27 protein-coding genes and 3 pseudogenes are annotated in these 25,375 nt (G+C 64.0%); 14 read left to right on the plus strand and 16 right to left on the minus strand.

Features of this window, described 5'->3' with window-relative positions; genetic code table 11:
• Positions 1 to 18 precede the first annotated feature (18 nt).
• Entirely contained in the window at positions 19 to 771 is a 753-nt protein-coding gene (locus PE067_RS12345; RefSeq protein ID WP_276189660.1) for an ABC transporter permease, read from the plus strand.
• Here PE067_RS12345 and PE067_RS12350 read toward each other — a convergent pair.
• On the minus strand, positions 768 to 3,836 hold the full coding sequence (locus PE067_RS12350; RefSeq protein ID WP_276189661.1) for a calcium-binding protein: 3,069 nt from the start codon (positions 3,834 to 3,836) through the stop codon (positions 768 to 770). The genes PE067_RS12345 and PE067_RS12350 overlap by 4 nt on opposite strands.
• 195 nt (positions 3,837 to 4,031) lie before the next feature.
• Between PE067_RS12350 and rfbC the strand changes: the two are divergent.
• The 4 genes and pseudogenes from rfbC to rfbA all read left to right on the plus strand — a co-directional run bounded on the left by rfbC (position 4,032) and on the right by rfbA (position 7,357).
• Positions 4,032 to 4,594 (plus strand): annotated as a pseudogene (rfbC, locus tag PE067_RS12355) (dTDP-4-dehydrorhamnose 3,5-epimerase).
• Entirely contained in the window at positions 4,591 to 5,628 is a 1,038-nt protein-coding gene (gene rfbB, locus PE067_RS12360; RefSeq protein ID WP_276189662.1) for a dTDP-glucose 4,6-dehydratase, read from the plus strand. Before rfbC ends, rfbB begins: the two are co-directional and overlap by 4 nt.
• Positions 5,625 to 6,476 (plus strand): dTDP-4-dehydrorhamnose reductase, encoded by an 852-nt coding sequence (rfbD, locus tag PE067_RS12365; RefSeq protein WP_276189663.1) that lies wholly within the window; start codon positions 5,625 to 5,627, stop codon positions 6,474 to 6,476. The genes rfbB and rfbD overlap by 4 nt, the downstream gene beginning before the upstream one ends.
• On the plus strand, positions 6,473 to 7,357 hold the full coding sequence (gene rfbA / locus PE067_RS12370) for a glucose-1-phosphate thymidylyltransferase RfbA (RefSeq protein ID WP_276189664.1): 885 nt from the start codon (positions 6,473 to 6,475) through the stop codon (positions 7,355 to 7,357). The genes rfbD and rfbA overlap by 4 nt, the downstream gene beginning before the upstream one ends.
• A gap of 86 nt (positions 7,358 to 7,443) precedes the next feature.
• Here rfbA and PE067_RS12375 read toward each other — a convergent pair whose 3' ends face one another.
• From PE067_RS12375 to PE067_RS12420, 10 genes are all read right to left on the minus strand, one after another.
• Positions 7,444 to 7,809: a hypothetical protein gene (locus PE067_RS12375; RefSeq protein WP_276189665.1), complete on the minus strand. Its 366-nt coding sequence runs from the start codon at positions 7,807 to 7,809 to the stop codon at positions 7,444 to 7,446.
• A 679-nt stretch (positions 7,810 to 8,488) separates the two neighbouring features.
• Positions 8,489 to 8,968, minus strand: a complete 480-nt coding sequence (locus PE067_RS12380) for a hypothetical protein (RefSeq protein WP_276189666.1) — start codon at positions 8,966 to 8,968, stop codon at positions 8,489 to 8,491.
• Between the two features lie 9 nt (positions 8,969 to 8,977).
• Positions 8,978 to 9,718: a flagellar basal body L-ring protein FlgH gene (gene flgH, locus PE067_RS12385; RefSeq protein WP_276190024.1), complete on the minus strand. Its 741-nt coding sequence runs from the start codon at positions 9,716 to 9,718 to the stop codon at positions 8,978 to 8,980.
• An 11-nt stretch (positions 9,719 to 9,729) separates the two neighbouring features.
• On the minus strand, positions 9,730 to 10,146 hold the full coding sequence (gene flgA, locus PE067_RS12390; protein ID WP_276189667.1) for a flagellar basal body P-ring formation chaperone FlgA: 417 nt from the start codon (positions 10,144 to 10,146) through the stop codon (positions 9,730 to 9,732).
• A complete protein-coding gene (flgG, locus tag PE067_RS12395) occupies positions 10,146 to 10,931 on the minus strand; it encodes a flagellar basal-body rod protein FlgG (protein WP_276189668.1) in 786 nt (261 codons plus the stop codon). Before flgG ends, flgA begins: the two co-directional genes overlap by 1 nt.
• Positions 10,932 to 10,942: 11 nt before the next feature.
• Positions 10,943 to 11,659 (minus strand): flagellar hook-basal body complex protein, encoded by a 717-nt coding sequence (locus PE067_RS12400; RefSeq protein WP_276189669.1) that lies wholly within the window; start codon positions 11,657 to 11,659, stop codon positions 10,943 to 10,945.
• Between the two features lie 3 nt (positions 11,660 to 11,662).
• Positions 11,663 to 11,929, minus strand: a complete 267-nt coding sequence (locus PE067_RS12405) for a flagellar biosynthetic protein FliQ (RefSeq protein WP_276189670.1) — start codon at positions 11,927 to 11,929, stop codon at positions 11,663 to 11,665.
• A 7-nt stretch (positions 11,930 to 11,936) separates the two neighbouring features.
• Positions 11,937 to 12,218: a flagellar hook-basal body complex protein FliE gene (locus tag PE067_RS12410; protein WP_276189671.1), complete on the minus strand. Its 282-nt coding sequence runs from the start codon at positions 12,216 to 12,218 to the stop codon at positions 11,937 to 11,939.
• A gap of 13 nt (positions 12,219 to 12,231) precedes the next feature.
• Positions 12,232 to 12,624 carry a flagellar basal body rod protein FlgC gene (flgC, locus tag PE067_RS12415; RefSeq protein ID WP_276189673.1) on the minus strand — a complete coding sequence of 131 codons (393 nt, stop codon included), beginning with the start codon at positions 12,622 to 12,624 and terminating at the stop codon, positions 12,232 to 12,234.
• A gap of 12 nt (positions 12,625 to 12,636) precedes the next feature.
• A complete protein-coding gene (locus PE067_RS12420; protein WP_276190026.1) occupies positions 12,637 to 12,999 on the minus strand; it encodes a FlgB family protein in 363 nt (120 codons plus the stop codon).
• Positions 13,000 to 13,160: 161 nt separating this feature from the next.
• On the opposite strand from PE067_RS12420, the pseudogene PE067_RS12425 reads away from it, so the two are divergent.
• Positions 13,161 to 14,457: pseudogene (locus PE067_RS12425) on the plus strand (FliI/YscN family ATPase).
• A 4-nt stretch (positions 14,458 to 14,461) separates the two neighbouring features.
• Here the strand turns inward: PE067_RS12425 and PE067_RS12430 are convergent.
• The 5 genes from PE067_RS12430 to PE067_RS12450 all read right to left on the minus strand — a co-directional run bounded on the left by PE067_RS12430 (position 14,462) and on the right by PE067_RS12450 (position 17,777).
• Complete coding sequence (locus PE067_RS12430) at positions 14,462 to 15,298, minus strand: extensin family protein (RefSeq protein ID WP_276189674.1); 837 nt, start codon at positions 15,296 to 15,298, stop codon at positions 14,462 to 14,464.
• A gap of 1 nt (position 15,299) precedes the next feature.
• Complete coding sequence (locus PE067_RS12435; protein WP_276189675.1) at positions 15,300 to 15,815, minus strand: hypothetical protein; 516 nt, start codon at positions 15,813 to 15,815, stop codon at positions 15,300 to 15,302.
• Positions 15,816 to 15,820: 5 nt separating this feature from the next.
• On the minus strand, positions 15,821 to 16,798 hold the full coding sequence (locus tag PE067_RS12440) for a L,D-transpeptidase (RefSeq protein ID WP_276189676.1): 978 nt from the start codon (positions 16,796 to 16,798) through the stop codon (positions 15,821 to 15,823).
• Positions 16,799 to 17,089: 291 nt separating this feature from the next.
• Entirely contained in the window at positions 17,090 to 17,392 is a 303-nt protein-coding gene (locus tag PE067_RS21890; protein ID WP_346429695.1) for a UTRA domain-containing protein, read from the minus strand.
• A complete protein-coding gene (locus PE067_RS12450) occupies positions 17,301 to 17,777 on the minus strand; it encodes a GntR family transcriptional regulator (protein WP_276189678.1) in 477 nt (158 codons plus the stop codon). The genes PE067_RS21890 and PE067_RS12450 overlap by 92 nt, the downstream gene beginning before the upstream one ends.
• Before the next feature lie 289 nt (positions 17,778 to 18,066).
• Between PE067_RS12450 and PE067_RS12455 the strand changes: the two genes are divergently transcribed.
• From PE067_RS12455 to PE067_RS12490, 8 genes and pseudogenes are all read left to right on the plus strand, one after another.
• On the plus strand, positions 18,067 to 19,266 hold the full coding sequence (locus PE067_RS12455; protein ID WP_276189680.1) for an MFS transporter: 1,200 nt from the start codon (positions 18,067 to 18,069) through the stop codon (positions 19,264 to 19,266).
• The gene (locus PE067_RS12460; protein ID WP_276189681.1) at positions 19,266 to 19,925 is read left to right on the plus strand and encodes a hypothetical protein; all 660 of its coding nucleotides are present in this window, start codon (positions 19,266 to 19,268) and stop codon (positions 19,923 to 19,925) included. Before PE067_RS12455 ends, PE067_RS12460 begins: the two co-directional genes overlap by 1 nt.
• Positions 19,926 to 20,055: 130 nt before the next feature.
• Positions 20,056 to 21,012, plus strand: a complete 957-nt coding sequence (locus tag PE067_RS12465; protein WP_276189682.1) for a glycosyl transferase family 90 — start codon at positions 20,056 to 20,058, stop codon at positions 21,010 to 21,012.
• Between the two features lie 25 nt (positions 21,013 to 21,037).
• On the plus strand, positions 21,038 to 21,517 hold the full coding sequence (locus tag PE067_RS12470; protein ID WP_276189684.1) for an ureidoglycolate lyase: 480 nt from the start codon (positions 21,038 to 21,040) through the stop codon (positions 21,515 to 21,517).
• A pseudogene (locus tag PE067_RS12475) lies at positions 21,514 to 22,161 on the plus strand (ribonuclease HII). Before PE067_RS12470 ends, PE067_RS12475 begins: the two are co-directional and overlap by 4 nt.
• A gap of 89 nt (positions 22,162 to 22,250) precedes the next feature.
• Positions 22,251 to 23,384 (plus strand): site-specific DNA-methyltransferase, encoded by a 1,134-nt coding sequence (locus tag PE067_RS12480; RefSeq protein WP_276189685.1) that lies wholly within the window; start codon positions 22,251 to 22,253, stop codon positions 23,382 to 23,384.
• Positions 23,385 to 23,530: 146 nt separating this feature from the next.
• Positions 23,531 to 24,583, plus strand: a complete 1,053-nt coding sequence (locus PE067_RS12485; protein ID WP_276189686.1) for a GSCFA domain-containing protein — start codon at positions 23,531 to 23,533, stop codon at positions 24,581 to 24,583.
• Positions 24,580 to 25,365, plus strand: a complete 786-nt coding sequence (locus PE067_RS12490; RefSeq protein ID WP_276189687.1) for a hypothetical protein — start codon at positions 24,580 to 24,582, stop codon at positions 25,363 to 25,365. Before PE067_RS12485 ends, PE067_RS12490 begins: the two co-directional genes overlap by 4 nt.
• Positions 25,366 to 25,375 lie beyond the last annotated feature (10 nt).

Here is a 25,375-nt window from a genome sequence, read left to right on the forward strand (position 1 = left end):
CCCCGGCCCCGCTTTCAGATGGGGCGGATCATCGCCGCGCTGATGCTGCGCGAGATGGCGACGACCTATGGCAAGTCGGCGGGCGGCTATGTCTGGGCCCTGCTGGAGCCGGTCCTGGGCATTGCGCTGCTGTCGACGGTATTCGCACTTTCCTTTCACAAACCGGCACTTGGCACGAATTTTCCGCTGTTCTACGCCTCGGGGTTCCTGCCCTTCATCATGTTCAACGACATGTCGAACAAGACGGCGGCGTCGATCCGTTTCTCGCGTCCGTTCCTGGCCTATCCAAGCGTCACCTTCATGGATGCGATACTGGCGCGGATGATCCTGAACACGATGACGCATGCCTGCGTGATCGGGATCGTCCTGGCCGGAATCATCATCATCTTTCAGTTGCCGATGAACGTCCGCATCGGTCCGGTCCTCGAATCACTGATGATGGTGGTGATGCTGGGGGTCGGTATCGGCGTGCTGAACTGTTACCTCATCACCTCATTCCCGGTCTGGGAACGGATCTGGCACATTCTGACGCGACCGCTGTTTCTGGTTTCGGGCGTGTTCTTTACCTATGACATGATGCCGCCGATCGCGCAGAATATCCTGTGGTATAATCCGCTGATCCATTGCGTCGGCATGATGCGGCGCGGGCTGTATCCCACCTATGAGGGCAGCTATATCAGCATCTCCTATGTCTTTGGCCTGTCGGCGGTCCTGCTGTTCTTTGGCCTGCTTCTGCTGCTGCGCAACTATCGCGACCTGATGGAACGCTAAAGCAGGAAGTCGTTGCCCGACAGGATGGTGACGCCCGGCAGGCGGATCGTCAGATCGGCCGCGCCATCGCCGTTCACATCCACGCCAACCACCGCCGCACCCTGTTCGACGCTGTATCTGACCTGCCCCGCGCTACGCGTGAAATCAGCCGTTCCGATATAGCTGAAGCCCATCCCGCGCATGTCGATCCTGTCCATGCTGCGCGTGAAATCCGCAATCGTATCGGTCGAGCGGTCGAAATGTCCCGCAGCGTTGAAGACAAAGAAATCCGCCCCGATCCCGCCGATCAGCCAGTCGCTGCCCGGCCCGCCGATCAGCGTGTCGGATCCCGAGCTCCCCTCCAGCCGGTCGTTGCCGATGCTGCCGTCCAGCCGGTCATTGCCCGCGCCCCCCTGCAGCGTGTCATTGCCCGCCTCGCCGAACAATTGATCGTTGCCCGCATTTCCACGGATCATGTCATGGCCGAAACCGCCATAAATCCGGTCGATCCCGCCGCTGCCGATCAGCGTGTCGTTGCCCGCGCCACCGTAAAGCGTATTGTTGCCCGGCCCGGCGCGGATCAGGTCATGGCCGTCGCCGCCAAGCAGCAGGTCATTGCCGCTGCCGCCGTGGATCGTGTCCTTGCCCGCGCCGCCCCGCAGCAGGTCGTTCCCGTCGCCGCCGCGCAGCAGGTCCGTGCCCATGCCGCCGTCCAGCGTGTCATTGCCCCCCTCGCCCAGCAGGGTGTCATTGCCAAGCCCGCCAAGGATCGAGTCATTGCCAAGGCCGCCCCGGATGCTGTCATTGCCCCATTCGCCGAAAAGCCGGTCATTGCCCGCGCCGCCGAACAGGATATCGTTACCATTTCCGCCGCGGATCGTGTCATTGCCCAGCTCGCCATGGATCGTGTCGTTGCCCGTGCGGCCGTAGATCAGATCATCGCCCGGTCCGGCAAAGACCAGATCGTCCCCGGCGCCCGCATCGACCGTGTCCCGCCCGCCGCCGGAACGGATCGTGTCATTGCCGATCCCGCCTGAAATATTGTCATTGCCGCCCCCGGTCGTCAGCAGGTCGTCACCATTGCCGCCCCACAGCCGGTTCGAGCCGAGCAGATCGGTGATCGTGTCATTGCCGATCCCGCCATACAGGTGATCGTCGCCCGCCTCGCCAAAGATGCGGTCATTTCCAGCCTCGCCGTGAAGGGTGTCGTTGCCGGCGCCGCCATACAGGATATCGTCGCCCGTATTGCCCCACAGCCGGTCATTGCCGATGTCGCCGCGCAGGGTGTCGTTTCCGTCGCCGCCATAAAGGCTGTCATTGCCCGCGCCGCCCACCATCAGATCATGCCCCGCACCGCCGCGCAGCGCATCGTCGCCCTGTTCCCCCATCAGCGTGTCGTTGCCATTGCCGCCAAACAGCGTGTCATTGCCCTGTCCACCGGCCAGATATTCGTTGCCGATCAAGCCATAGATCAGATCATGCCCCGCCATCCCGTAAAACCGCGTCAGGCCCGGACCGCCCAGCAGAGTGTCGTTCCAGCCCGTGCCATAGACGGCATTGACCATCAGCGCGGGCGGGTAATGGGCATGGGGAAACATCGCATCGGTGAACCATGACGTCGCCAGCGGCCCGCCTGATGCGGAATGGATGTCGATCACCACATCGCCGTAAAAGATCTTGATGCCATAGGCCTGCGGTTTCATGATCAGTTGCAGCGTGCTGCGGACCATGCCCAGATTGGTCAGGTCCAGCCTGTCGATGCCCGGCTGGAAATCGCGAATGGCGATGCGGCCCACGCCCATCGGGCTGGCCACGAACAGATCGGCCCCCGCCCCCCCGGTCAGCGCGACCGATCCGCTGCCCGCGATCAGGATGTCGTCGCCATCGCCGCCCGAGATGCTCAGCGTGCCGTCGCCCGCCATCAGCAGGTCGCTGCCCGATGTGCCCGTGACATGGCCCGGACCGACGGTCGTGGTCAGCCCGATTGCGCCGGGGTCAAAGCTGAACTGGGTGATCCCGGCTTCGGTTTTCGAGGTCACGAACAGCGCGATCTTGCCGCCGATGACCTGCGCGGTGATCGAGGCGACCTTGGCCAGCGACATCCCGTCCTGATCGGCCAGCGTGGTCAGATGCAGCAACCGGCCGCCGGGCATGATGGTAAAGACCGAAATGCCGTCGTCATTGCCCCCCGCAAAGATATAGGAGCGCCCGCCAAGCGTCACCGTTTCCAGCGCGGTGACCCCGGAAAAGCGGGTCGTGCGTTCGTCGATGACATGATCGACCGGAAACAGTGTCCCCGCCGCCGTCAGCCGCATCGTGGTCAGCGATGAACTTTCCCCCGAGGCGACCACCAGAAAGGTCACCCCCTGAATGGTCATCGCCTTGACCTGCGTGGGTTTTTCCAGGCCGATACCGTTTTGCGCGCTCAGCATCCGGGCGATGCCCAGGCCGCCGTCAGCGTCGATGCGCTGGACCAGAACGGCATTGGCCAGGGCAGAGACGGTGACCAGATACTGGTTCTGACCGGCCCGGACGACCAGCATGTCGTCGATCTCGGTGCGCGACAGGGTGCCGTTGAAGGGCAGGCTGTAGCGGTTCGCCAGCGTCAGCGACCCGTCGCCGCCCATTTTCCAGGTGTCGTAACCGGTCATGCCGTTGCGGGCTGAAACCAGAAAATCACCCGCCGGCGTCGAATATTGCGCCAGTTCGATCACGTCATTGGCCAGCCCGCCGGTTCCGGGAAACCTGAAGCTGGCGCCAAAGGCCCCGGCGCCTTCCAGCGCGGCGCCAAAGCTGGTGCCGAGACGGATGCCGGTGCCCATGACCACATCCTTGCCGCCGATCCTGATCACCTCGATCTTCGGGGCATCGACATAGGCCATCGCCATGCCATAGGGGCGGCCGCCCAGATAGGAAATCGGCGCATCCGCCGATGCCAGCGCAAAGGCGGCCATGCCGCCGCCGATATGCGTGGCACTGATCAGGCGCCAGCCCGTATCCGTCCACACGACCGCAAGGTCAGTTATGTTGACCGAATAGGCTTCGTCCGAAGCCAGATAGGTCGCAATGTGCCGAAGCTGCACCACGTCAAACGATCCACCGAATTTTCATCCACACCGGGGGTCAGGCTAGGATTGGCGGGTTAACAATGTGTCGATATGCGGGCCGATCTAAGGCACAGTTTCGCTTGCATTTTAGTCTTGTTCTGGGCATCGGCCTTGTTTTTCCGGCCCTGCTCGGCCATAGCGTCCCTGACATGGGCTGCAAATGACGAGTGATCGATGCAGATTGAAACGACGGCGCTTGCGGGGGTTCTGATCCTGACGCCCAGGCGTCACGGCGACGCCCGTGGATTTTTCTCGGAAAGCTGGAACCGCAGGGCCCTGGAAGGGGCCGGGGTTCATCTGCCCGAATTCGTGCAGGACAATCATTCCTTTTCCACGGCCGTCAACACCCTGAGGGGGCTGCATTTTCAGTCGCCCCCCCATGCGCAGGGCAAGCTGGTGCGCTGCGGGCGCGGGCGGCTGTTCGATGTCGCGGTCGATATCCGCAAGGGCAGCCCGACCTATGGTCAATGGGTGGGCGAAGAGCTGTCCTTTGAAAACGGTCGCCAGCTTTGGATCCCGGCGGGTTTCCTGCACGGCTTTGCCACGCGCGAACCGGATACGGAAATTGTCTACAAATGCACCGATTTTTACAGCACCGACTGCGATGGCGGCGTGGCCTGGGATCTGGTCGGCATCGAATGGGGCTGGGCGGCGATCCGATTCTGTCGGCCAAGGATACGACGGCGGTGAAACTGGCCGATTTCGACAGCCCCTTTACCTATGAGGCGCGGGCATGAAGATCCTTGTCACGGGTGGCGCGGGCTTCATCGGTTCGGCCGTGGTGCGGCTGGCCGTGGCGCGGGGGCATCAGGTCGTCAACCTGGACGCGCTGACCTATGCCGCCAATCTGGAAAACGTCGCCTCGGTCGCGGATTCGCCCGATTACAGCTTTGAGCAGGCCGATATCCGCGACCGTGCCGCACTGGACCGCATTCTGGACCAGCACCGCCCTGACGCGATCATGCATCTGGCCGCCGAAAGCCATGTCGACCGCTCGATCGACGGGCCGGGCGCTTTCGTGGAAACCAATGTGACCGGCACCTACAACCTGCTGGAGGCCGCACGCGCCCATTGGACCGCGCAGGGCAGGCCGCAGGATTTCCGCTTTCACCACATCTCGACCGATGAGGTTTTCGGCTCGCTTGGCGCGGATGGGCAGTTCACCGAAACCACGCCCTATGACCCGCGCAGCCCCTATTCGGCGTCCAAGGCGGCCTCGGATCATCTGGTCCGCGCCTGGCACGAAACCTATGGGCTGCCGGTCGTTTTGACGAATTGTTCCAACAATTACGGGCCGTTCCACTTCCCCGAAAAGCTGGTGCCGGTCGTCATCCTGAACGCGCTGCATGGCCGCCCGATTCCGGTCTACGGCGATGGCGGCAATATCCGCGACTGGCTGTATGTCGAAGATCACGCTGATGCGCTGCTGCTGGTTCTGGAAAAGGGCGAAATCGGCCGCAGCTACAATATCGGCGGCGAGAACGAGGCGAAGAACATCGACCTCGTCCGCACGATCTGCGCCGAAATGGACCGGTTGCGCCCCGATGCCGCGCCGCATGACCGGCTGATCACCTTTGTCACCGACCGGCCCGGCCATGATCGCCGCTATGCCATCGACCCGACCCGCATCCGCACCGAACTGGGCTGGCGCCCCTCGGTCACGGTCGAACAGGGGCTGCGCCGCACCGTCGAATGGTATCTGGAAAATCAGGATTGGTGGCGCCCGCTGCTGGACCGTCAGGGTGTCGGCGAAAGGCTGGGCAAGGCATGAGCGGGCTTCTGGTTTTCGGCAGGACCGGGCAGGTCGCCACCGAATTGGCGCGGCTTGCACCCGATGCCCGCTTTCTGGGCCGCGCGGATGCCGATCTGACCGATCCCGCCGCCTGCGCCGCCGCCATTCGCGATTCGGGCTGCGCGGCGGTGATCAACGCGGCGGCCTATACCGCGGTCGACAAGGCTGAAAGCGATCAGGGCACCGCCCGCGCGGTCAATGCGCTGGCCCCTGCCGCGATGGCCAGGACGGCGGCTCTGGCGGGCGTGCCCTTTGTGCAGATCTCGACCGATTACGTTTTCGACGGCAGCGGCACGGCGCCCTGGCGGGAAAGCGACCCGACCGGCCCGCTTGGCGTTTATGGCGCGACCAAGCTGGACGGCGAACAGGCGATTGCGGCGGCGGGCGGCCAATGGGCGGTGCTGCGCACCTCCTGGGTGTTTTCGGCCCATGGTGCGAATTTCGTGAAAACCATGCTGCGCCTTGGCGCCGAGCGCGACGAGTTGCGCGTCGTCGCCGACCAGCATGGCGGGCCAACGCCGGCGCGCGATATTGCCGCCGCCTGCCTGACCATGGCTCAGGCGATGCGGGCGGATCCGGGGCGTGGCGGGACCTATCATTTCTCGGGCGCGCCGGACACGAACTGGTCCGGTTTTGCGCGCGAAATCATGGCGATGGCGGGGTTGACCTGCCGGGTCACCGATATCGCGACCGCCGATTACCCGACCCCGGCGCGACGTCCGGGCAATTCGCGCCTGAACTGCGACCTGATCGCGCGCGATTTCGGCATCGCGCGTCCCGACTGGCGGGCCGGTCTGTCCGAAGTGCTGAAGGATCTGGGACGATGAGCAACACGACATTGCCGCGCAAGGGCATCATTCTGGCCGGCGGATCGGGCACGCGGCTGTATCCGATCACCATGGGCATTTCGAAACAGCTTTTGCCGGTCTACGACAAGCCCATGATTTATTATCCGATTTCGGTCATGATGTTGGCCGGGATCCGCGATATCGCGATCATCACCACCCCGGACGATCAAAGCCAGTTCCAGCGTCTGCTGGGTAGCGGCGAACAATGGGGCGTGCGGTTCGAATGGATCGTGCAGCCTTCCCCCGACGGGCTGGCGCAGGCCTATATCCTGGCCGAGGATTTTCTGGCCGGGGCGCCCTCGGCCATGGTCTTGGGCGATAACATCTTTTTCGGGCAGGGCTTGCAGAATTTGCTTGGCGCTGCGGATGCCCGGACCAGCGGCGGCACGGTATTCGGCTACCGCGTCGCCGATCCGGAACGCTATGGCGTCGTCGCCTTTGGCGAAGATGGTCAGGCCCATGCGATCATCGAAAAGCCCGCGGTGCCGCCGTCGAATTACGCGGTGACCGGTCTTTATTTCCTGGACGCCGAAGCCCTGGCCCGCGCGCGTCAGGTCAAGCCTTCGGCGCGTGGAGAGCTGGAAATCACCACGCTGCTGGAAACCTATCTGCATGAAGGCAACCTGACGGTCGAGCGCATGGGTCGCGGCTATGCCTGGCTGGACACCGGCACCCATGAAAGCCTGCTGGATGCGGGAAATTTCGTGCGCACGCTTGAGCGTCGGCAGGGTTTGCAAACCGGCTGCCCTGATGAAATCGCCTTTGAAAGGGGCTGGATCGATGCCGATGCCCTGCGCGAACGGGCCCGCAAATTCGCCAAGAATGACTATGGGTTGTATCTGTCGCGCCTGATCCCCTGAACCTCCGTTCAGACCGGATCAGCAGGGTCGGAAATTCGCGAGATCCGGGTTTCCGGCCAAGGCGTGATTGGTGACGAAGCCGCGCTTCAGCCCGACCGGATCCGCAAACGCCCGGCAAGTGCGGCGGCCATGACGGCCGCGGTTCCGCTGCGCGTCTGCCGATAAAGCCCCATGCGGATGAATGCCGCTATCATGGCGGGTCCCGGACGTTCCAGCGCATGTCCGAAACGGTGCAGCAGGTCCCTGTTTTCGGGGGTCAGCAACTCCTGAACCGGCATCAATGCAGCCTGATTTTGCCGCAGCCATCCGGCAAAGGTTCCATCGGTCAGCATGTTCAGCCGCGCGGCCCGCGCGCGCGTCGTGTCGTTGCGGCCCATCAGGTTCTCGGGATGCTGGCGATACAGCAGGACCTGCGCGCGATCCCGCATCATCGCCGCGCCGGCACCGGACATGCAGCTGATAGATCCACCAGTCATGCGATATGATTCCGGCCTCCCGTGCCGCCCGCGTCGCCCGGCGCAACAATGCGGCGGCCGACTGGTTCAGCACCGTCGTATTGCCGGGCAGACACGCCTGAATCAGCGCATTGCGAAAGCGCAGCGGCCGGACAAAGGCGGGGGCGGGGGCGACAGGATTCAGCGCCTCGTCGCAGATCGTGGTGCGGGCGGCATAAACGGCAGGGCCGTTCTGATCCTTCAGAAACCTTGCGGCGCGTTCAAGTTTATCGGGCAGCCAGACATCGTCCTGATCGCTGAGCGCCAACCAGTGATCGGGATCCGCCTGTTCGATCAGGTGCAGGAAGTTGCTGGTCGAACCCCGCCCCGGTCCGCCGATGATCCTGACCCGCCCGGCAGGATGCGACGATGCAAATCCCGCGCGAAATATCCAATGTGTCATCCGTCGACCCATCGTCCGAAATCAGCAGCCGCCAGTCCGCGAATGTTTGAGCGGCGAAACTGTTCAGTTGCGGCTGCAGGAATCTTGCGCCCTGATAGGTCGCAAGCGCGATCGTGATGGGTGGCGGCACTGTCTGGTCCGTTTGGGTTGCCCGCAAGAATTAATGTGCTGGACGGTGTGATGCCAGCCCTGACATCGCTTGAAACGCAGCCAAAGTCATGCGGGAGAATTACCCTATTGCCGGGCAATATCCTCGACCAGAACGTTCCTGACATCGGTGCCGCTGGCCTCTTGCGCCGCAGCAAGCAAGACGGCGCGCAATTCCTGCATCTGGACGTCCGAGGTGAAGTTGCCATTGAACCCTCCCGTATTGGCCCGGATCATGAGCGCGCGCAGCAGCGCGTCGCGCAGCCGGTGTTCTTGCGCGTTGATCCGTTCCGTCGCCTCTTGCGGCAACTCAAGCACCAGCGACAGGATCATCGTGCCCGAGACCTGGCCGTTTTGCATCAGGGGCACAAAGAACTGCGTTGGGAATTTGAACCAAGTCAGTTCCGTTTCGCTGTCGTCCTTTTGCGCTTCCTTGCCAGTGTCGGCAGGTTCCCCGGCTGCCTGCTCCTGGGTGGCTTCCTTTTGCGGTTTCAGAAACATGCCGCCTGCCGCGCCCCCGGCAAGGGCGGCAAGCGCCAGAATGACGAACAGGATTTTCTTTTTCATCAGAGGGCCTCAGTAGGGCAGAATGATATCGGCGATCTGCTGGCCGTAACGGGGTTGCTGCACGTCGGAAATCTGTCCGCGACCGCCATAGGAAATGCGCGCGCCGGCGATGCGATCATAGGCGATTTCGTTGCGGCGCCCGATGTCAGAGGGGCGCACGAAGCCGCTGACCGTCAATTCGCGGATTTCATAATTCACGCGAACCTCCTGCGAACCCTGAATGTGCAGGACGCCATTCGGCAACACGTCGATGACGGTGGCCGCCACGCGCAGCGTCAGTTTTTCGCGGCGCGAGATATTGCCCGTGCCCTTGAACGAGGATGACGAATCCGCCTCGACCATATCGGCCATCGACGCCCCTTCGGGCAGTTTCCTGTCGATGCGTTGGAGCAGGCCGACCATCGACGGAATGCTGACTTCGTCCGCCGATGATCTGGAGCGGCCCGACGTGTTCTGGAACTCGGCGCGGTCGTTGATCTCGATCGCGACGGTCAGGATGTCGCCGCGCTGACCGGCACGGCGATCCCCGACCAGCGACATCGGCCTGGTCGTCCAAAGCGAAGCGGCGCCGGTCGCGGTCTGCGGCAGCGGCGGTTCCGAATATGCCGCCGCCGTCATGGCCTGAAATTCCTCGGTTTGCTGGGCCGAGGTCATATCGGGGACGCTGCCCACATTGGCCACCCGCGCGCAGCCGCTGGCACCGACCGCGACGGCAATCCCGAGAAGAGCGGAAACAGACGATTTCTTCATCATGTGAATACTCATTTTTTCTGAACGATGACCGTGCCGTCCGGCTCGACGCGGCCTGAAACGGTGGTGCGCGATGAAAGATTCATGACGCGGATGACCTGACCGGCCTGTCCCGGCTCCAGCGCGCGGCCTTCGGCCTCGATCCGCATCAAGGGGGTCTGATAGGCCAGCCGGATGACCTGATTGCGGGCGACCAGCACGGGTTCGATCAAACGAGAGGGATGGATCGGCCGGCCTTCGTAAATCATCGCCCGGGTTTGCATGCCCAGCACCTCGCCAAGGCTTGCGCCCCTGGGGTCGTCCGAGGGCTGGATGAGGACATCTTCATCCTGAATGACGGTTCCCGCAGCAAGCGTGCGTGCGGCAACCAGCGTATCGGCGAAAGCCGGGGCGGCGATCAGCGCCAATGGAATGACAAGCCAGCGCATCAGCGGATCTGCACCGTCGTGCCCAGCATCTGGTCGGCGGCCGTGATCACCTTGGAGTTCATTTCATAGCCCTGCTGCGCCTTGATCAGCTCGGTGATCTCGCGGACCGGATCAACCGAGCTTTCTTCGAGATAGCCGTTGCGCAGCACGCCAAGGCCTTCGTCCTCCGGCATGGCGACCTGCGGCGCGCCCGAGGCAGGGGTTTCCAGAAACAGATTCGATCCGATCGCCTCGAGACCCTTTTCGTTGACGAAATTCGCAAGCGTGAACTGACCCAGGTTTTCGGGTTCGACCCGGTCGTTGAAATAGGCGAACACCTCGCCATTCGGGTTGATCGCGATGCTGCGGGCGTCGGCGGGAATGGTGATGCCCGGCGCAACCGGATAGCCGTCCGAGGTGACGATCAGCCCATCCGCCGAGCGTTTCAGGCCACCGTCGCGGGTATAGGCCGACATGCCCGAAGGCAGCGTCACCTCAAGATAGCCATTGCCGTCGATGGCGACGTCCAGCTCGCCCCGCGTTTCGTGCAGCGGTCCCTGGGCCAGCACGACGCTGACGGCCGTCGGGCGCACCCCCAGACCCATCTGGACGCCGGTCGGCACCATCGTGCCTTCGGTCGAGGTCAGCGTGCCGGGGCGCACGGCCTGCTGATAGTAGAGATCGGCAAATTCGGCGCGGCGGGCGTTATAGCCGGTGGTGGACATGTTCGCGAGGTTGTTCGAAATGACCTCGACCCGGGTTTGCTGGGCGTTCATGCCGGTGGCGGCGATCTGAAGGGCTCTCATCGGGTTACCTTTCAACGAGTAAGCGAGGTGATGACGGTCCGGATGCGCTGGTCTTCGCGATCCAGAAAGCTTTGGCCCAGCTCATAGGCGCGCTGAACCTCGATCATGCGGGTGATTTCCAGAACCGGGTCGACGTTCGATTCCTCCAGAAAGCCCTGACGCACGCGGGGATCCTCCAGCGGTTCGGGGTTGTTGCCGGGGGTGAACAGGGTTCCTTCCTGATGCAGCAGTTCCGAAGGGTCGGGCGCGGCATAGACGCCGATCCGACCTATCGGCTGATCGTCTGCGGATATCGTGCCGTCGACACCGATTCCGACATTTCTGACGCCTGCGGGAATGGCGATCGGGGCCCGGCCGTCGTCCAGCAGCGCATTGCCGGCCATATCGACCAGTTCGCCGTCGGCATTGGGCGTAAAGGCGCCGGCGCGGGTCAGGCGCGGCCCTTCGGCAGTCTGGACCATGAAGAAACCTTCGCCCTCAAGCGCGATATCGAACTGGCCGTTGGTCTGGGTCAGGACGCCGGGGCTCAGATCGACCATCCGTCCGCGCGCATTGGCCATGGCCAGCGTTTCCCCGCGACGGTCCAGCGACACCATGTATTCGGTGAAGACCACACCTTCGCGGCGAAAGCCGTTCGTGTTCGCGTTGGCGATATTGTTAGCCACGGTGCGCATTTCGCGCATCAGGCCCGATTGCCGGGTCAATGCGGCATAGATGGCGTTTTCCATGGGTCAGCCTCCGCTGATCAGGGGGATGATCTGGTCGGTGAAAAGCCCGACAGGATTCGCCGTCATGAAGCTCATCGTGACCCAGAACACGACCAGCATCAGGCCGACCTTGGGCACGAAGGTCAGTGTCATTTCCTGAACCGAGGTCAGCGCCTGAAACAGGCCGATGACCACGCCCGTCACAAGGGCGGCCAGCAGCAGCGGCGCGGCCATGCGGACTGCGATCCATAAAGCCCGGCGCGTCAGGTCAAAGATGAGATCTTCGGGCATCTCGGCCTCAGACCGGCATCCGCAGGATTTCCTGATAGGCTTCGACCACCTTGTCGCGGATCGCCGTGGCGGTTTCCAATGCGACTTCGGCGCGGGCGATGGCCTGGACCAGATCATGGGTTTCGGCCTGTCCGGTCATTGCTGCGGTCGCGGTCGTGTCGACGCCTTGCATGACGCGCGCGAATTCGGTTGCGGCATTGGTCATGCCCTGCGGCAGCGATTCGGCCTCGGGGGCGATCGAGGGCAGCGCGCGACTATAGGCAGAGATGGCAGAGGTTGCTGAAATCATGGGATGTGCCTTTCTAGCGGCGGATCAGATCAAGAAGGGAAGAGTTCATCTGGCGCGATTGCTCAAACACGCGCAGGTTCGCCTCATAACTGCGGCTCGCCTCTCGCAGATCGGCGATTTCGACGATCAGATCGACGTTCGAACCGGCGTAATAACCATCATCATTGGCCATCGGATGCGCCGGGTCATAGACCTGCGGCAGTTCCCGCGTATCCAGCCGGGTCGGGCTGGGTTCGACGCCGCCGGTGCGGGTGCCGCCATCGACCGCCTGCTGAAAGGTCACCAGCTTGCGCCGATAGCCGGGCGTGTCGATATTGGCGATGTTTTCCGATACATGGCGGAGTCGGACGGCCTGGGCCTTCATGCCCGAAATGGCGATCTGGCTGGCCGAGAGGGTGTCTGACACGGGCTGATTCCTTTACGCGCGGCGGCCGATGCTGGTGCGGATCAGGCCAAGCGAGGTTTTCGTGACTGTCAGCGCCAGATCGAATTCGCGTTTGGCATCGGCCAGGCGGAACATCTCATCCTCGATCGAGACGGTGTTGCCGTTCGGCGCGGGTTCGCCATCCGCATCAATCAGGCGCGACGCACCCATGCCCCAGCCCGAACCCGGGATATGGCGATCATGGGTGGCGCGCAGGCCCGTCGGCGCCGTTTCGTCATAAGAGCGGGCAAAACCGGCCAGATCCTTTGCGCGATAATCCGGGGTATCCGCATTCGCGACATTGGTGGCGATCAGCCGCTGGCGTTTTGCGCCATGGGCGATCAGGGCATCCGCCATCCGAAGCGTATCGATTCGTTCAAACACAGAAATCTCCCATCCGTCGATAACCCGGTCTTAACCCCGATAGGTTTAGAAACCGTTTCGAAGGGCGCGGATTTCAGAACGGAAGGGCACGGGAATTGGAACGAATTCTCTCGATCACCTCGCGGATCAGGCAGATGCGGCCCGTCCGCTATTATGGCGCGGTGCATGCGATTCAGGCGGGGGTGGTGCTGGTCGCAGGGCTGAACGACCATGCCGCATTGGGGGATCGCGTGCGATTCGACATGCCCGGCGGCGCGGAACTGGCAGGCGAAATCATCGCGCTGGAGGGGCGAATCGCATCGGTCCTGACCGAGGGCCCGGCAGAGGGGCTGCATATCGGCGCGCGTGCCGAACTGCTGTTTTCCCCCGCCATCGCGCCATCGGAAAGCTGGGTCGGACGAATCATCGACCCCTTTGGCCGGCCGCTGGATGGTCGGCCGCTTGGCGCTGGCCCGGCGGAACGACCCTATCGCGCGGCCCTGCCGCCCGCCGCAACGCGCAAGCGGTTGGGGACAAGGCTGGCGACGGGGCTGGCGATCTTTGACACCTTGCTGCCCTTGGTGCGGGGGCAGCGGGTGGGCCTGTTCGCGGGTTCCGGTGTCGGGAAATCGACGCTTTTGTCCAATCTTGCCAAGGGGGTTGCGGCGGATGTCGTGGTGATCGCCATGATCGGCGAGCGGGGGCGGGAATTGCGTGAATTCGTCGAATCGGTTCTGGGCCCCGAAGGGATGGCGCGGGCGGTTGTCGTCGCGGCAACCTCGGATCAGTCGCCGCTGATGCGCCGGCGCTGTGCCTGGGCCGGGATGAGCGTGGCCGAACATTTCCGGGATCAGGGCAAGCATGTGCTTTTTCTGGCCGATTCCATCACCCGCTTTGCCGAGGCGCATCGCGAAATCGCCCTGGCGGGCGGTGAAAGCCCCCAGCTATCGCGGCTTTCCGCCCTCGACCTCGAACCTGATCATGGCTCTGGCGGAACGTTCCGGGCCGGGGCCCGAGGGGGCGGGGGATATCACCGGGATCTTTTCGGTGCTGGTCGCCGGTTCGGATATGGAGGAGCCGGTGGCCGATATCCTGCGCGGCGTGCTGGATGGCCATGTCGTGCTGGATCGCGCGATTGCGGAACGGGGGCGTTTCCCGGCGATCGACGTGCTGCGCTCGGTGTCGCGGTCCTTGCCGCATGCTGCGACATCCGACGAAAACCGCATGATTGCAAAGGCCCGCGCCATGCTGGGCTCCTATTCGGAATCCGAACTGATGATTCGCGCCGGCCTGTATTCCCCCGGCTCTGACCCGATTCTGGACGAGGCGGTTCGCCTTTATCCGGGGCTGGACCATTTCGTGACGCTGGCCAGCCCCTCTGTCGCGCAGAGCTTTGCGATGCTGGGCGAAAGCCTGTCGCCCGGCGCGGCGCGCGGCGGTGCGCGGGGTTAGGAATTCATTGGCACAGCCGCCAGCCGCCGTTGCGCGGCTTCACGTCGAAATGCAGGTGATCGTCATGGGCGGCATTGGCGCCGGGGCCCAGAACCGTGGTGAAATACAGGCAGGCGGCGCTGCGGATCGCCGCCTGAAAGGCTTCGGCCAGATCGCCGCTATCCTGTCGCGGCGTGATGTCGAACCGCGAACCGTCGGAAAATCCGAAAGCCATGATATCAAAGGCATTTCCGGTCGCATGTTCGGACAGATCGCCGCCGCCCCCGTTCCCGATCACATCGCGGCATTGATAGGTAGAGCCGGGTTCGATGGTGGTCAGACGTGCCGCGCCGGGCAGAAAATGCGTGGCGGGCAGCAAATGGTCGCGGGACCAGAACGCGAGTTGCCGGGCGGTCTCGCAGCGCATCACCGGCGCACCCGAAAGGGTCAGGCCGGGCAGGATCTCCGATATCCGGAGGGGGCGTTCCATGCCGCAGCCGGGCTGGTCGGTTTCGCGGATGGCGGGCAGTTCCTCATATCTGCTGCCAAGGGAATAGAGCGTCAAAAGGCAGGCGGAATAGGCAAACTCATCCTCGGGCGGGATGGTCGCGGGGGGCGTCTGGTCCGCGTCATTCCCGGACGGCGCCGGATCGCCCTGTTCGGCTGCGGCGGGTTCATCGGTCGCGGGGGCGTCTTCGGTTGTCGCTGGCCCCGATTGCGGGGGCCTTGCGGGATCTGTGGCGGGGTCGGGCGTCTGTGCGGTATCGGGCTTGGGTGCCGGGCGATCGGCTGCGGTTTCCTGTGCCATTGCGGGCAGGCCAAGCGCCAAAAGCGCAAGGGCGATCCGGGCGCCGCGCCACATCCTAGTGACCTGTCCGCGCGGCGTTCGCCGGGGTCACGACCGTATCCGCAGGCGGTGCGGCACGACGGCGCGGCGGGGCTGTCGGCGACAGGGTGGGTTGCGGGCTTTCGCTTGCCACGGGTGCGGCGGGCAGGGTGGTCGTGGTGATCGTGCCTGCGGCATGTGCCGGGGAAACTGCAGTGGGATCGGTCGGGACGCCTTCGGGACCGACAGCCTGCGCGATGGCCGATGACAGGGGATCCGCCCCATCCACCGGCGCCACCGGCAATGTGGATGAGGGGGATTGGCCGGCCACCGTTTCGGCGACCGCCGCCGCCGCAGGTGTCTGGTCGGGCAGGGCCGTCACGGCGGCGGGTGCGGTTTCGTTCGGTGCGTCAGGTGTTTTTGGCGTGTCGGGCGTCGCGGGTTGTGGCGCGGACATGTCGACGATCCGGGGGCGGGCCATGGGCCGCGTGGCGCTGACCGAAACGACGGTCGTGGCCACCGCTGCCGAGGTCGTCGCGGCGGGTGTCGTCACCCCAGTCACATCTGCGATGGCTGACCCGGGGCCAGGAATTCGACGACGGTCTTGCCGGACTGCACCATGCCCGCCAGTTCCCGCGCGTCCCAGTTGGTCAGGCGCACACAGCCATTCGACTGGCTGACGAACAGCTTTGACGGGGTCGCGGTGCCGTGGATGCCATAGGTCGGCTGCGACAGGTCGATCCAGACATTGCCGACGGGGCCGTTCGGTCCGGGCGGAATCGTCAGGACGCGGTCATTGTTGCCCTGCTTGAAATTCCGGTTGGGGTTGTAGGTATAGACCGGGTCCAGTGCGACCGCATCGACCGTATGGGTGCCATGCGGCGACGGCGTCTGATCAGAGCCGACGGTCGCCGGATAATCGGCAACCATCCGGCCGCGGTCATCATGGGCCGCAACCCGGCGGGTCGCCTTGTCGATGATGATGCGCGCAACCTTGCCGCGAATCGGCTTGGCCGGGACGGTTGCCTGAATCGTGGCGCCGGGAACAAAGGCGATGCCGGGGTTCAGCCTGACCAGAAACTTTTCGTCCATGTGAAAGCGTTCGGCCAGCTTTTCCTCGATCGAGGTATAGCCCTGAGAGGTCATCTTGGCCTTTTCGCCGTAGTCCGAGGGGATGTTGTCGACCAGCCCATAGCTGTCTTCGTCGGTGATCGTATAGGTCATGGTCAGCGGTTCGGCGGCAAAGGGCTGCAGCAACTGCCAGACCACCGGGCTCATCCGCCCGTCCGCCGGGCAGACCGGCACGGGCGCTGAAAGGCCTTGATGGCGCTCGCTCATCCCGCCGCGCCAGCCATCGACCACGCCGGGCGAAATGCCCGACCGGTCCAGCAGGATCTGCACCCTGGCGGTGATCGCCGACTGCCCCGAAGGCAGGTCGCCGCACTGATAATCCGCAGCCTCGATATCGGCGTGTGGTGAAGCGCAGCGCCGTGGCCGTCTGCGCAGGAGCTGGAGCCTGTCGCCAGCGGCGGACACGCCAGCGTTTCGGCAGAAAATGCGGCCTGCCACACCCAGAAAACACTGCGCACTGGGTGATGCCGGAAACGGCTGCGGGTCAGATGCGGCAGCAATCCTGCGCACGGGCAAGGATCGGGGCTTTGGTCTACGGACGGCTCCGGGGCTGCTCGGAACGTTTTTTTCGCTTCGGCGGGCGCTTGTCCGCCGCGTTGCAAGCGCGGTGGGATCACGATTGATTCAAGACAGCGTTCTGGGGGAGACGGTGGCGACAAAGCCGCGCCACACCCGGTCAGGGTGATGGCCGCGGCATCAGATCGTCGAGTTCAGCGTATAGCCTTCGCGGAAATACTGGCGTGAAACCGTGACCGCGACGGCATCGGCCCAATAGGTCCGTTCGATCATCAGCACCGGCGCACCCGCAGAGCGCATGCACCGACCCACGAAATCAGGCAGTTGCGCCGTATTCGTCGCGGACACTTTCATGGTTCCGTGGTTCCAGGAGACATTGGCCGACAGCCATTCATGCGGCGAAACCCGGTCCAGATCGGCAAGGGCGAAGCCCGGTGCGGCCTCGGATTGACCCAACGCAATTCGCAGCAATAGGCTGGTCATCGAGCCAGATGGATGGCATGGCTTCACTCGCGGGCATGCCGCAGCCAAGGATCAACTGCCGGGCGACCTTGTCGCAGGAATTGTCAGATCGCGCCCGACAAGCCGAGTAGCCATACAGGGCGCCGCGCGCCTCGATTTCGTCGCGGATAAAGATCTTGGGCAGCGTCGATTGCTGCGGCGGGTGCTGTGCGACCCTTGTGCCGACCTTGCGCCGCCGTTCCAGCAGGCCGCTTTCGGCCAGCGAGGTCAATGCCCGGTTGATCGTCGCCCGCGCGCAGCCGAATTCGGCAGCCAGCGTTGTTTCGGTGGGGATCAGCGTGCCCGGCCATTGGCCATTTCGGATCCGCGAAAGAACCTCGGATTGTACTGCCTGCCACGTCATCATGCGGCGAGTTCCCTTTACCTGCTCGGGCGATATCGGAGTCGGCGTGGAACGATCAGTTAAGACATTGATGCTATTCATGTTCATTATAGGGTAAACGGGGCGGTTTGACTATGCATCATTAACATAAACATATACAAGGTTATGTTATAATGAACCGACGGGTTTACATCAATAGCTTTGCTGAATACCTGATTTCCGGCATACGCAATCACCTTGTCGAGGATTGACATTCCGGCAATGCGGGCAGAAGCCTTCCGGATTGCGAGAATTTTCAGCGAATAGGTCGAAAATGACGGATTCAAGCGCAACGCGCATGGCCGCGCCGACGGCGACGGCCTGGACCGTTCTGGTTGCTCTCAGCCTGTGCCACATGGTCAATGATGTGATGCAGTCGATGTTGTCGGCGATTTATCCGCTGCTGCGACAGGAATTCGACCTCAGCTATCGCCAGATCGGGCATATCACCTTTGCCTTCCAGTTCACCGCCTCGATGCTGCAGCCGCTGGTGGGGATCGTGACCGACAAGCATCCGATGCCCCGGTCGCTGGCGCTTGGCATGGGTTCGACCTTCATCGGGGTGATGATGCTGGCGCTTGCGGAAAGCTACGGGTTTTTGCTGGTCGGCGCGATGCTGATCGGCATCGGATCGGCGGTGTTTCACCCGGAAAGCTCGCGTGTGGCGCGCACCGCATCGGGGGGGCGGTTCGGGACGGCGCAGTCGCTGTTCCAGCTGGGCGGCAATTTCGGTCAGGCGCTTGGCCCGCTGCTGGCGGCCTTTCTGGTCGTGCCCTTCGGGCGCCCCTCGATCGTCTTTGTCGCTGTGGCCGCCGCGATCGGGACGATGGTGCTGTATCGCATCGGATCTCGGGCCGAGGGGCGGCGACGCGCCACCGCCGTCACCGGCCAACGCCCGCCCCTGCCGCTGCCGAAACCCGTTGTCGTGCGCGCGATCATCGTGCTGGCGATCCTGACCTTTACCAAGAACATCTATACCGCCAGCCTGTCGAGCTATTACACCTTTTTCCTGATCGAGAAATTCGGCGTGTCCGAACAGACCTCGCAGCTCATGCTGTTCCTGTTTCTGGGCGGGATGGCGGCGGGTGTCATGCTGGGCGGGCTGGTCGGCGACCGGGTCGGGCCGCTCAAGGTGATCTGGTTCTCGATCCTCGGCGTGCTGCCCTTTACGCTGGCGCTGCCCCATGTCGGGTTCGAGGCGACGGCGATTCTCAGCGTCGTCATCGGGCTGATCCTTGCCTCGGCCTTTCCGGCCATTGTGGTCTTTGCGCAGGAACTGGTGCCCGGCCGGACCGGCATGATCGCGGGCATCTTTTTCGGCTTTGCCCTTGGCATGGGCGGGGTTGCCGCCGCCGTTCTGGGCGAGGTCGCGGACGCACGCGGCATCGAATATGTCTATTGGATCTGTTCGTTCCTGCCGTTGCTTGGCGTGCTGACGATCCTGCTGCCCAGGTCGATGCACAGGCTGCGCTGATGGCCCCCGTTCCGAAGGCCCCGGTCACGCGGGTCTTTCACATCAGCCCCGAGTGGTGCGGGCAGGAACGCGTGACGCAGGCCTTTCGCCTGAACGGCTACCGCGCGCTGTGCGACGACAGCGGCGCGGTGGCCCGTGACATCGTCTTTTCGCAGGCGACGGGCCGCGCGGCCCTGACGCGCTGGCCGCGCATCTGCCTGTTCACCGGCCTCTATGCCGCCAGCCCCGCATGGCAGCCCCCGCTGGAGGCATGGCGCCGGTTCGCATGGCTGGACCGGACCTTTCCCCGCGCCGCCTTCATCCTGACCACGCGCGACCCCGAGGGCTGGATTCTGGATCGCCTGACCCGCGACGGCGGCGCGCTGGCCCGCTGCCATGCCCGGCATCTGGACGTTGCCCCCGATGCCTTGCCCGACATCTGGCAGGCCGATTGGCACGCCCATCAGGCTGCGGTTCAGGCCCATTTCGGCGATGATCCCCGGCTGATCCGCGTGGATATCGACCGCGAAACCCCGGCCGACCTGTGCCGCAGGATGGCCGCGCTGATGCCCTTGAAACCGTGCCTGCGGGGCGGGCGTGGCTGCCTGAAACCGACGCGGCCAAGGGCCTGCTGTCCCTGCTGGAGACCGCGCCGGAACCGGCGCCCTCGATGCCGCTGATATCGCGCGCGATATCGCGGATTTCTGCCTTGCCGGGCTGTCGCCGGATGGCACGGGAACCGAGGCGGTCTCGCGCTATTCCTGCCACTGGGACGGCGGCGATCAGCTGCGCGGGCGGCATGGCGCGGTATTGCCGATTGCCCTGACCGGCGCGGGAAACGGCACCGGCACGCGGCGCATCGCGGTCGCCGATCTGGACCTGCATTTCAAACAGGGGCGGCTGGCGGGTGTCATCAACGATGTGCTGCGTCTTGGCCGCGCCGATCCGATCCGCGTCGATATGGAGGATTCGCGCTGGATGGGCTCGCCCGATGGCAAACCCCTTGGCGCGCCCGTCCTGTGCCGCAACCGCCGCGCCGGCGCGCGCAATGTCGTCCTTTGGCCGCTGCCGGGGCAGCACGATATCGGCCTGCCGGGCTTTGACCCCGCTGCGCGCCCCGATCCGATCCCCTTCGAGGACAAGCTGGACAAGGTGCTCTGGCGCGGCATGATTTCCGGCAATCTGGTGACGGGCGAACGCCGCCCCGGTCTGCCGTCCTTTCATTTCCTGAACGATCTGGAACAGGCGGGCGATGACCCTGCCGCGCGGGCCGAGGCTTGGGACAAGCTGTCGCGCACCTCTCGGCTGGCGTTCGTGCGGGCCTGGATCGACCATCCCGATTTCGATATCGGCGTCGTCATGGCCTGGCGCTTCCGCGGTTTTGCCGATGACCCGCTGCTGGCCCCCTATTGCCGCCCGCGCGCGGGGCGCGGTCTGATGAATCGCTACCGTTATCAGCTGTATATGGCGGGTTACGATCACGGCTCGAATTTCATCGGCGCCATCGACAGCCAGTCGGTGCTGCTGAAGGAAGAAGACGGTTGGGAAGTGTTTTATTCCGGACGCTTCAAACCGTGGATACATTATATACCGCTGGAACGGTATTGCGCCGATATTGCCGAAAAACTGGCCTGGGCGCGCGAAAACCCCAACAAATGCAAAGAGATGTCGCAGGCCGCGCGGGTTCAGGCCGCCTATCTGCGCGACCCCGCGATCCGGCGGATGGCCTTGACCCATATCCTCGACGGAATCGGCGGGGCGGGTTAATCAGGCCACAACCCGAGGAGATGACATGACCACGATCAAGGCCACCCCGATCACCGCCGCAGCCTTTGCCCCCTTTGGCGAGGTCCTGACCGCCCGCGATACGCCCAGCAAGATGATCAATGCCGGGAAATGCGAACGCCATCATGCGCTGGCCACCGTGCAGCGCGGCGGGGGCGAGGCGATCATTTCCATCTTCCGTTCCGAACCCGTCAGCCTGCCCTATGAATGCCGGTTGCTGGAACGCCACCCGCTTGGCTCTCAGGCCTTCATGCCGTTGGGCGACCAGCCCTGGCTGTCGGTGGTCGCCCCGGACGAAGGCGGCAGGCCCGGCCAGCCGCTGGCCTTTATCGTGCCCGCAGGCGTGGGCGTGAACCTGCATGCGGGAACCTGGCACGGGGTGCTGACACCCCTGGACCATGCCGCCGATTTTCTGGTCGTGGACCGCGAAGGCGATGGCGTGAACCTTGAGGAAGTCGTGATTCCCGGCGTGACGATCACCCGATGAAAACCTTTCCCGACCTGAGTTTCGAGGAAGCGGCACGGGCACGCGGCGCGCGCATCATCGCGGGCGTCGACGAGGTCGGGCGCGGCCCGCTGGCCGGGCCGGTGGTCGCGGCGGCGGTGATTCTGGCCGGGCCGCTGCCCCCCGGCATCAATGATTCGAAACAGACCAGCGCGCGCCGGCGCGAAAATCTGGCCGAATGGATCATGGAGCATTGCATCTGGGGGCACGGCCTTGCCGATGTCGCCGAAATCGACCGGCTGAACATCTACCACGCCTCGCATCTGGCGATGTGCCGCGCGGTGGAACGGCTGGCCCAGCATCCGCGCGGTATGATGCCCGATTACGTTCTGGTCGATGGCAAGGCGGTCCCGTAGGCGTTGCAGATCCCGGCCGAGGGAATCATCAAGGGCGATGCCCGTTCGCTATCGATCGCGGCAGCCTCGATCGTGGCCAAGGTGCTGCGCGATCGGATCATGGTGGATTTGGCGCAACAGCATCCCGGCTATGGCTGGGAGAAAAACGCGGGTTATCCGACAGCGCAGCATCGCGAATCTATCCACAGGCTGGGGATAACTCTACATCATCGGCGTTCGTTCAAACCCATCCACAACATCTTGTGTAAAGACCAAAAGCCAAGTTGTTGATTCAATAAAGAAATTGACGGCGAATCGGCTCTGACTCATCATAAGCGGCATACCAGATCGGCGAATAACAGCCGGCAGATGAGGCAGTGATGACGAAAACCCAATCGACCCGGAGCGCCGGGCCGCAGGACCTTCCTGTGAACTCCATTCTGGCTGGCGACTGTATTCAGGTCATGAACAGCCTGCCTGAAAACAGCGTGGACCTGATCTTTGCAGACCCGCCATACAACCTGCAGTTGCGCGGCGATCTGCATCGCCCCGACAATTCCAAGGTCGATGCCGTTGATGACCATTGGGACCAGTTTTCTGGCTTTGCGGCCTATGACCAGTTCACCCGCGAATGGCTGGCCGCCGCGCGCCGCGTGCTGAAACCCGATGGGGCGATCTGGGTGATCGGGTCCTATCACAATATTTTCCGCGTCGGATCGGCGCTGCAGGATGCCGGTTACTGGATCCTGAACGATGTGATCTGGCGCAAGTCCAACCCGATGCCGAACTTTCGCGGCAAGCGTCTGACCAACGCCCATGAAACGATGATCTGGGCCAGCAAATCCGAAGGCGCGAAATACACATTCAACTACGAGGCGCTGAAATCTCTGAACGAAGGGGTTCAGATGCGTTCCGATTGGGTGCTGCCGATCTGCACCGGCGGCGAAAGGCTGAAGGACGCGAATGGCGGCAAGGCCCATCCGACGCAAAAGCCCGAATCGCTGCTGCATCGCGTGCTGATCGGTTCGACCAACCCCGGCGATGTCGTGCTGGACCCGTTCTTCGGCACCGGCACGACCGGCGCCGTCGCCAAGATGCTGGGCCGCAATTTCATCGGGATCGAACGCGAGGACGCCTATCGCGCCATCGCGCAAAAGCGTCTGGACCGGGTGCGCCGTCTGGATGCCTCGGCGCTGGCCACGACCACCGGCAAGCGGGCAGAGCCGCGCGTGCCCTTTGGTCAGGTGGTCGAGCGCGGCATGCTGCGTCCGGGCGAGGAACTGTATTCGCTGGACAACCGCCACAAGGTCAAGGTGCGCGCCGATGGCAGCCTGATCGGCGATGACGTCAAGGGCTCGATCCATCAGGTCGGCGCGGCACTGCAACGCGCGCCGTCCTGCAATGGCTGGACCTATTGGCATTTCCAGCGCGAGGGTCAGATGGTCCCCATCGACATCCTGCGCCAGCAGATCCGCGCGGAAATGCAGGCCGACGAAACCGGCCGCCCGAACTGATCCGACACAGGAATTGCGTTTCGCCGAGTCCCGCTTGCCGTGAGTTCCGCACGGCCGGGACCAAACTTGCCCCGCCTTTTGCATCGGTCCGCCGGTGCCAAGGGCGGGGACTTTTCGTTTTCCCCTTGCCGTGGCATTCAGGCGCGATGACGCATCCCTATGACGACCTTCCCGACAGCGCCTTCTGGCGCAGCGCCGTGGCCGAGGCGGGGCCGCAGGCGCTGGAGGGGATCTTCACGCCGAAATTCCCGCTGGACCGCAGCGCGGCGATTGCCACGGCGGGCAGTTGCTTCGCCCAGCATATCGGGCGGGCGCTGCGCCGGGCCGGGCTGAACGTGCTGGACGCCGAACCCGCGCCTGCGGGCAGGCCGAAGCGCGTCGCCGAGGCCTATGGCTACGGCGTCTATTCGGCGCGTTACGGCAATATCTATACGACCCGGCAACTGGTCCAGCTGATCCGTGACGCGATGGCGGGCCGTGTCGATCCCGCCGATATCTGGACCCGCGACGGGCGTTTCCATGACGCGCTGCGCCCGACCGTCGAGCCGGGCGGGCTGGCCTCCTTGGACGAGGCGGTGGCCTTGCGTCGGGCCCATCTGCGCGCGGTGCTGGGGATGCTGCGCAAGGCGTCGCATTTCGTGTTCACGCTTGGGCTGACGGAATGCTGGGCGGATCGCGAAACGGGCCGGGTCTGGCCGACCTGTCCGGGCGTGGTGGCGGGCGAATTCGACCCCGCGCAGCACGAATTCCTGAACCTTGGCTGGCAGGATGTCATGGCCGATCTGGCGCTGGCCCGCGGGCTGTTGCAGGATCTGCATCCGGGGATGAAGATGATCCTGACGGTGTCGCCCGTGCCGCTGACCGCGACCGCATCGGGGCGGCACGTCCTGCCCGCGACCAGCCGGTCCAAGGCGGTGCTGCTGGCCGCCGCCAATGAATTCGCGGCCGGGCATGATGATGTCGATTACTTTCCGTCCTATGAAATCGTGACCAACCCGGCGGCGCGCGGCGGGTTTTTCGCCCCGAACCTGCGCGAGGTGACGCAAGCCGGCGTCGATACCGTCATCGCGACGTTTCTGGGCGCCCATGGCATCGACGCTCCCGCGCCGCAGCCGCTGGAGGTCGACACCCCGACCGACACCACTCCCGCCGAAGATGTCATCTGCGAGGAAATCCTGCTGGAGGCGCTGCGCAAATGATGCCGCGCAACCCTTTGGTGATCGGCAATTCGCATACTGCGGCGGTGCGGATCGCGCTGCGCGACGGGCCCGGACGCTGGCCCGGTTTCGACCCGGATATCTTTGCCATGCCGGGGGGCACGCTGTTCAGGCTGGAACTGCGTGACCGCGCATTCGTGCCGACCGATGCCGAGACGAAAAAGCAGATGGTCTTTTACAACGGCGTGCCGGAACTGCCGCTGTCGGGCTATGACGGCTTTGTCGTGCTGGGGGGCATTTCCTTCAAACAGATCGCCGAATTGCAGGCGACGCATCGCAGCGGCGATTTCCCCTCGGTCCGGGCGGGCAAGGCCTGCCGTCTGGTCTCGACCGGCTTTGTCGATGCGATGATGCAGCGCCGGATCGCCGATTCCTCGGCGCTGCGGGTCATGCGCGCGCTGCATGGGCTGGGTCAGGGGCCGGTGGTATTCATGGATACGGTCTTTCCTTCGGCCGAGGCGCATGTGGGGGCCAAGGGTTTCAGGACCTATGTCGAAATGGTCGCGCGCGGCGATGGTGCGGCCTTTCACGCGCGCTATATCGACCTTTTGGACCGCGAAATCGGCGATGCGGCGATCCGGCTGCCGCAGCCTGCTGAAACCGTCGTTGACGGGCTGTTCACCGCGCCGGAATGGATGCGCGGCTCGATACGGCTGAACCCGCATGACGACGTGCCCCATGACGCGGATGATTACGGCCATGCCAATGCCAGCTATGGCGCCTTGCAGGTGGATGCGGTGATCCGGGCCTTTGCTGCGCTATAGCGCGCCGCAG

Origin of the sequence: Paracoccus sp. DMF-8, from assembly GCF_029309835.1 — a bacterium.
Taxonomy (GTDB): domain Bacteria; phylum Pseudomonadota; class Alphaproteobacteria; order Rhodobacterales; family Rhodobacteraceae; genus Paracoccus.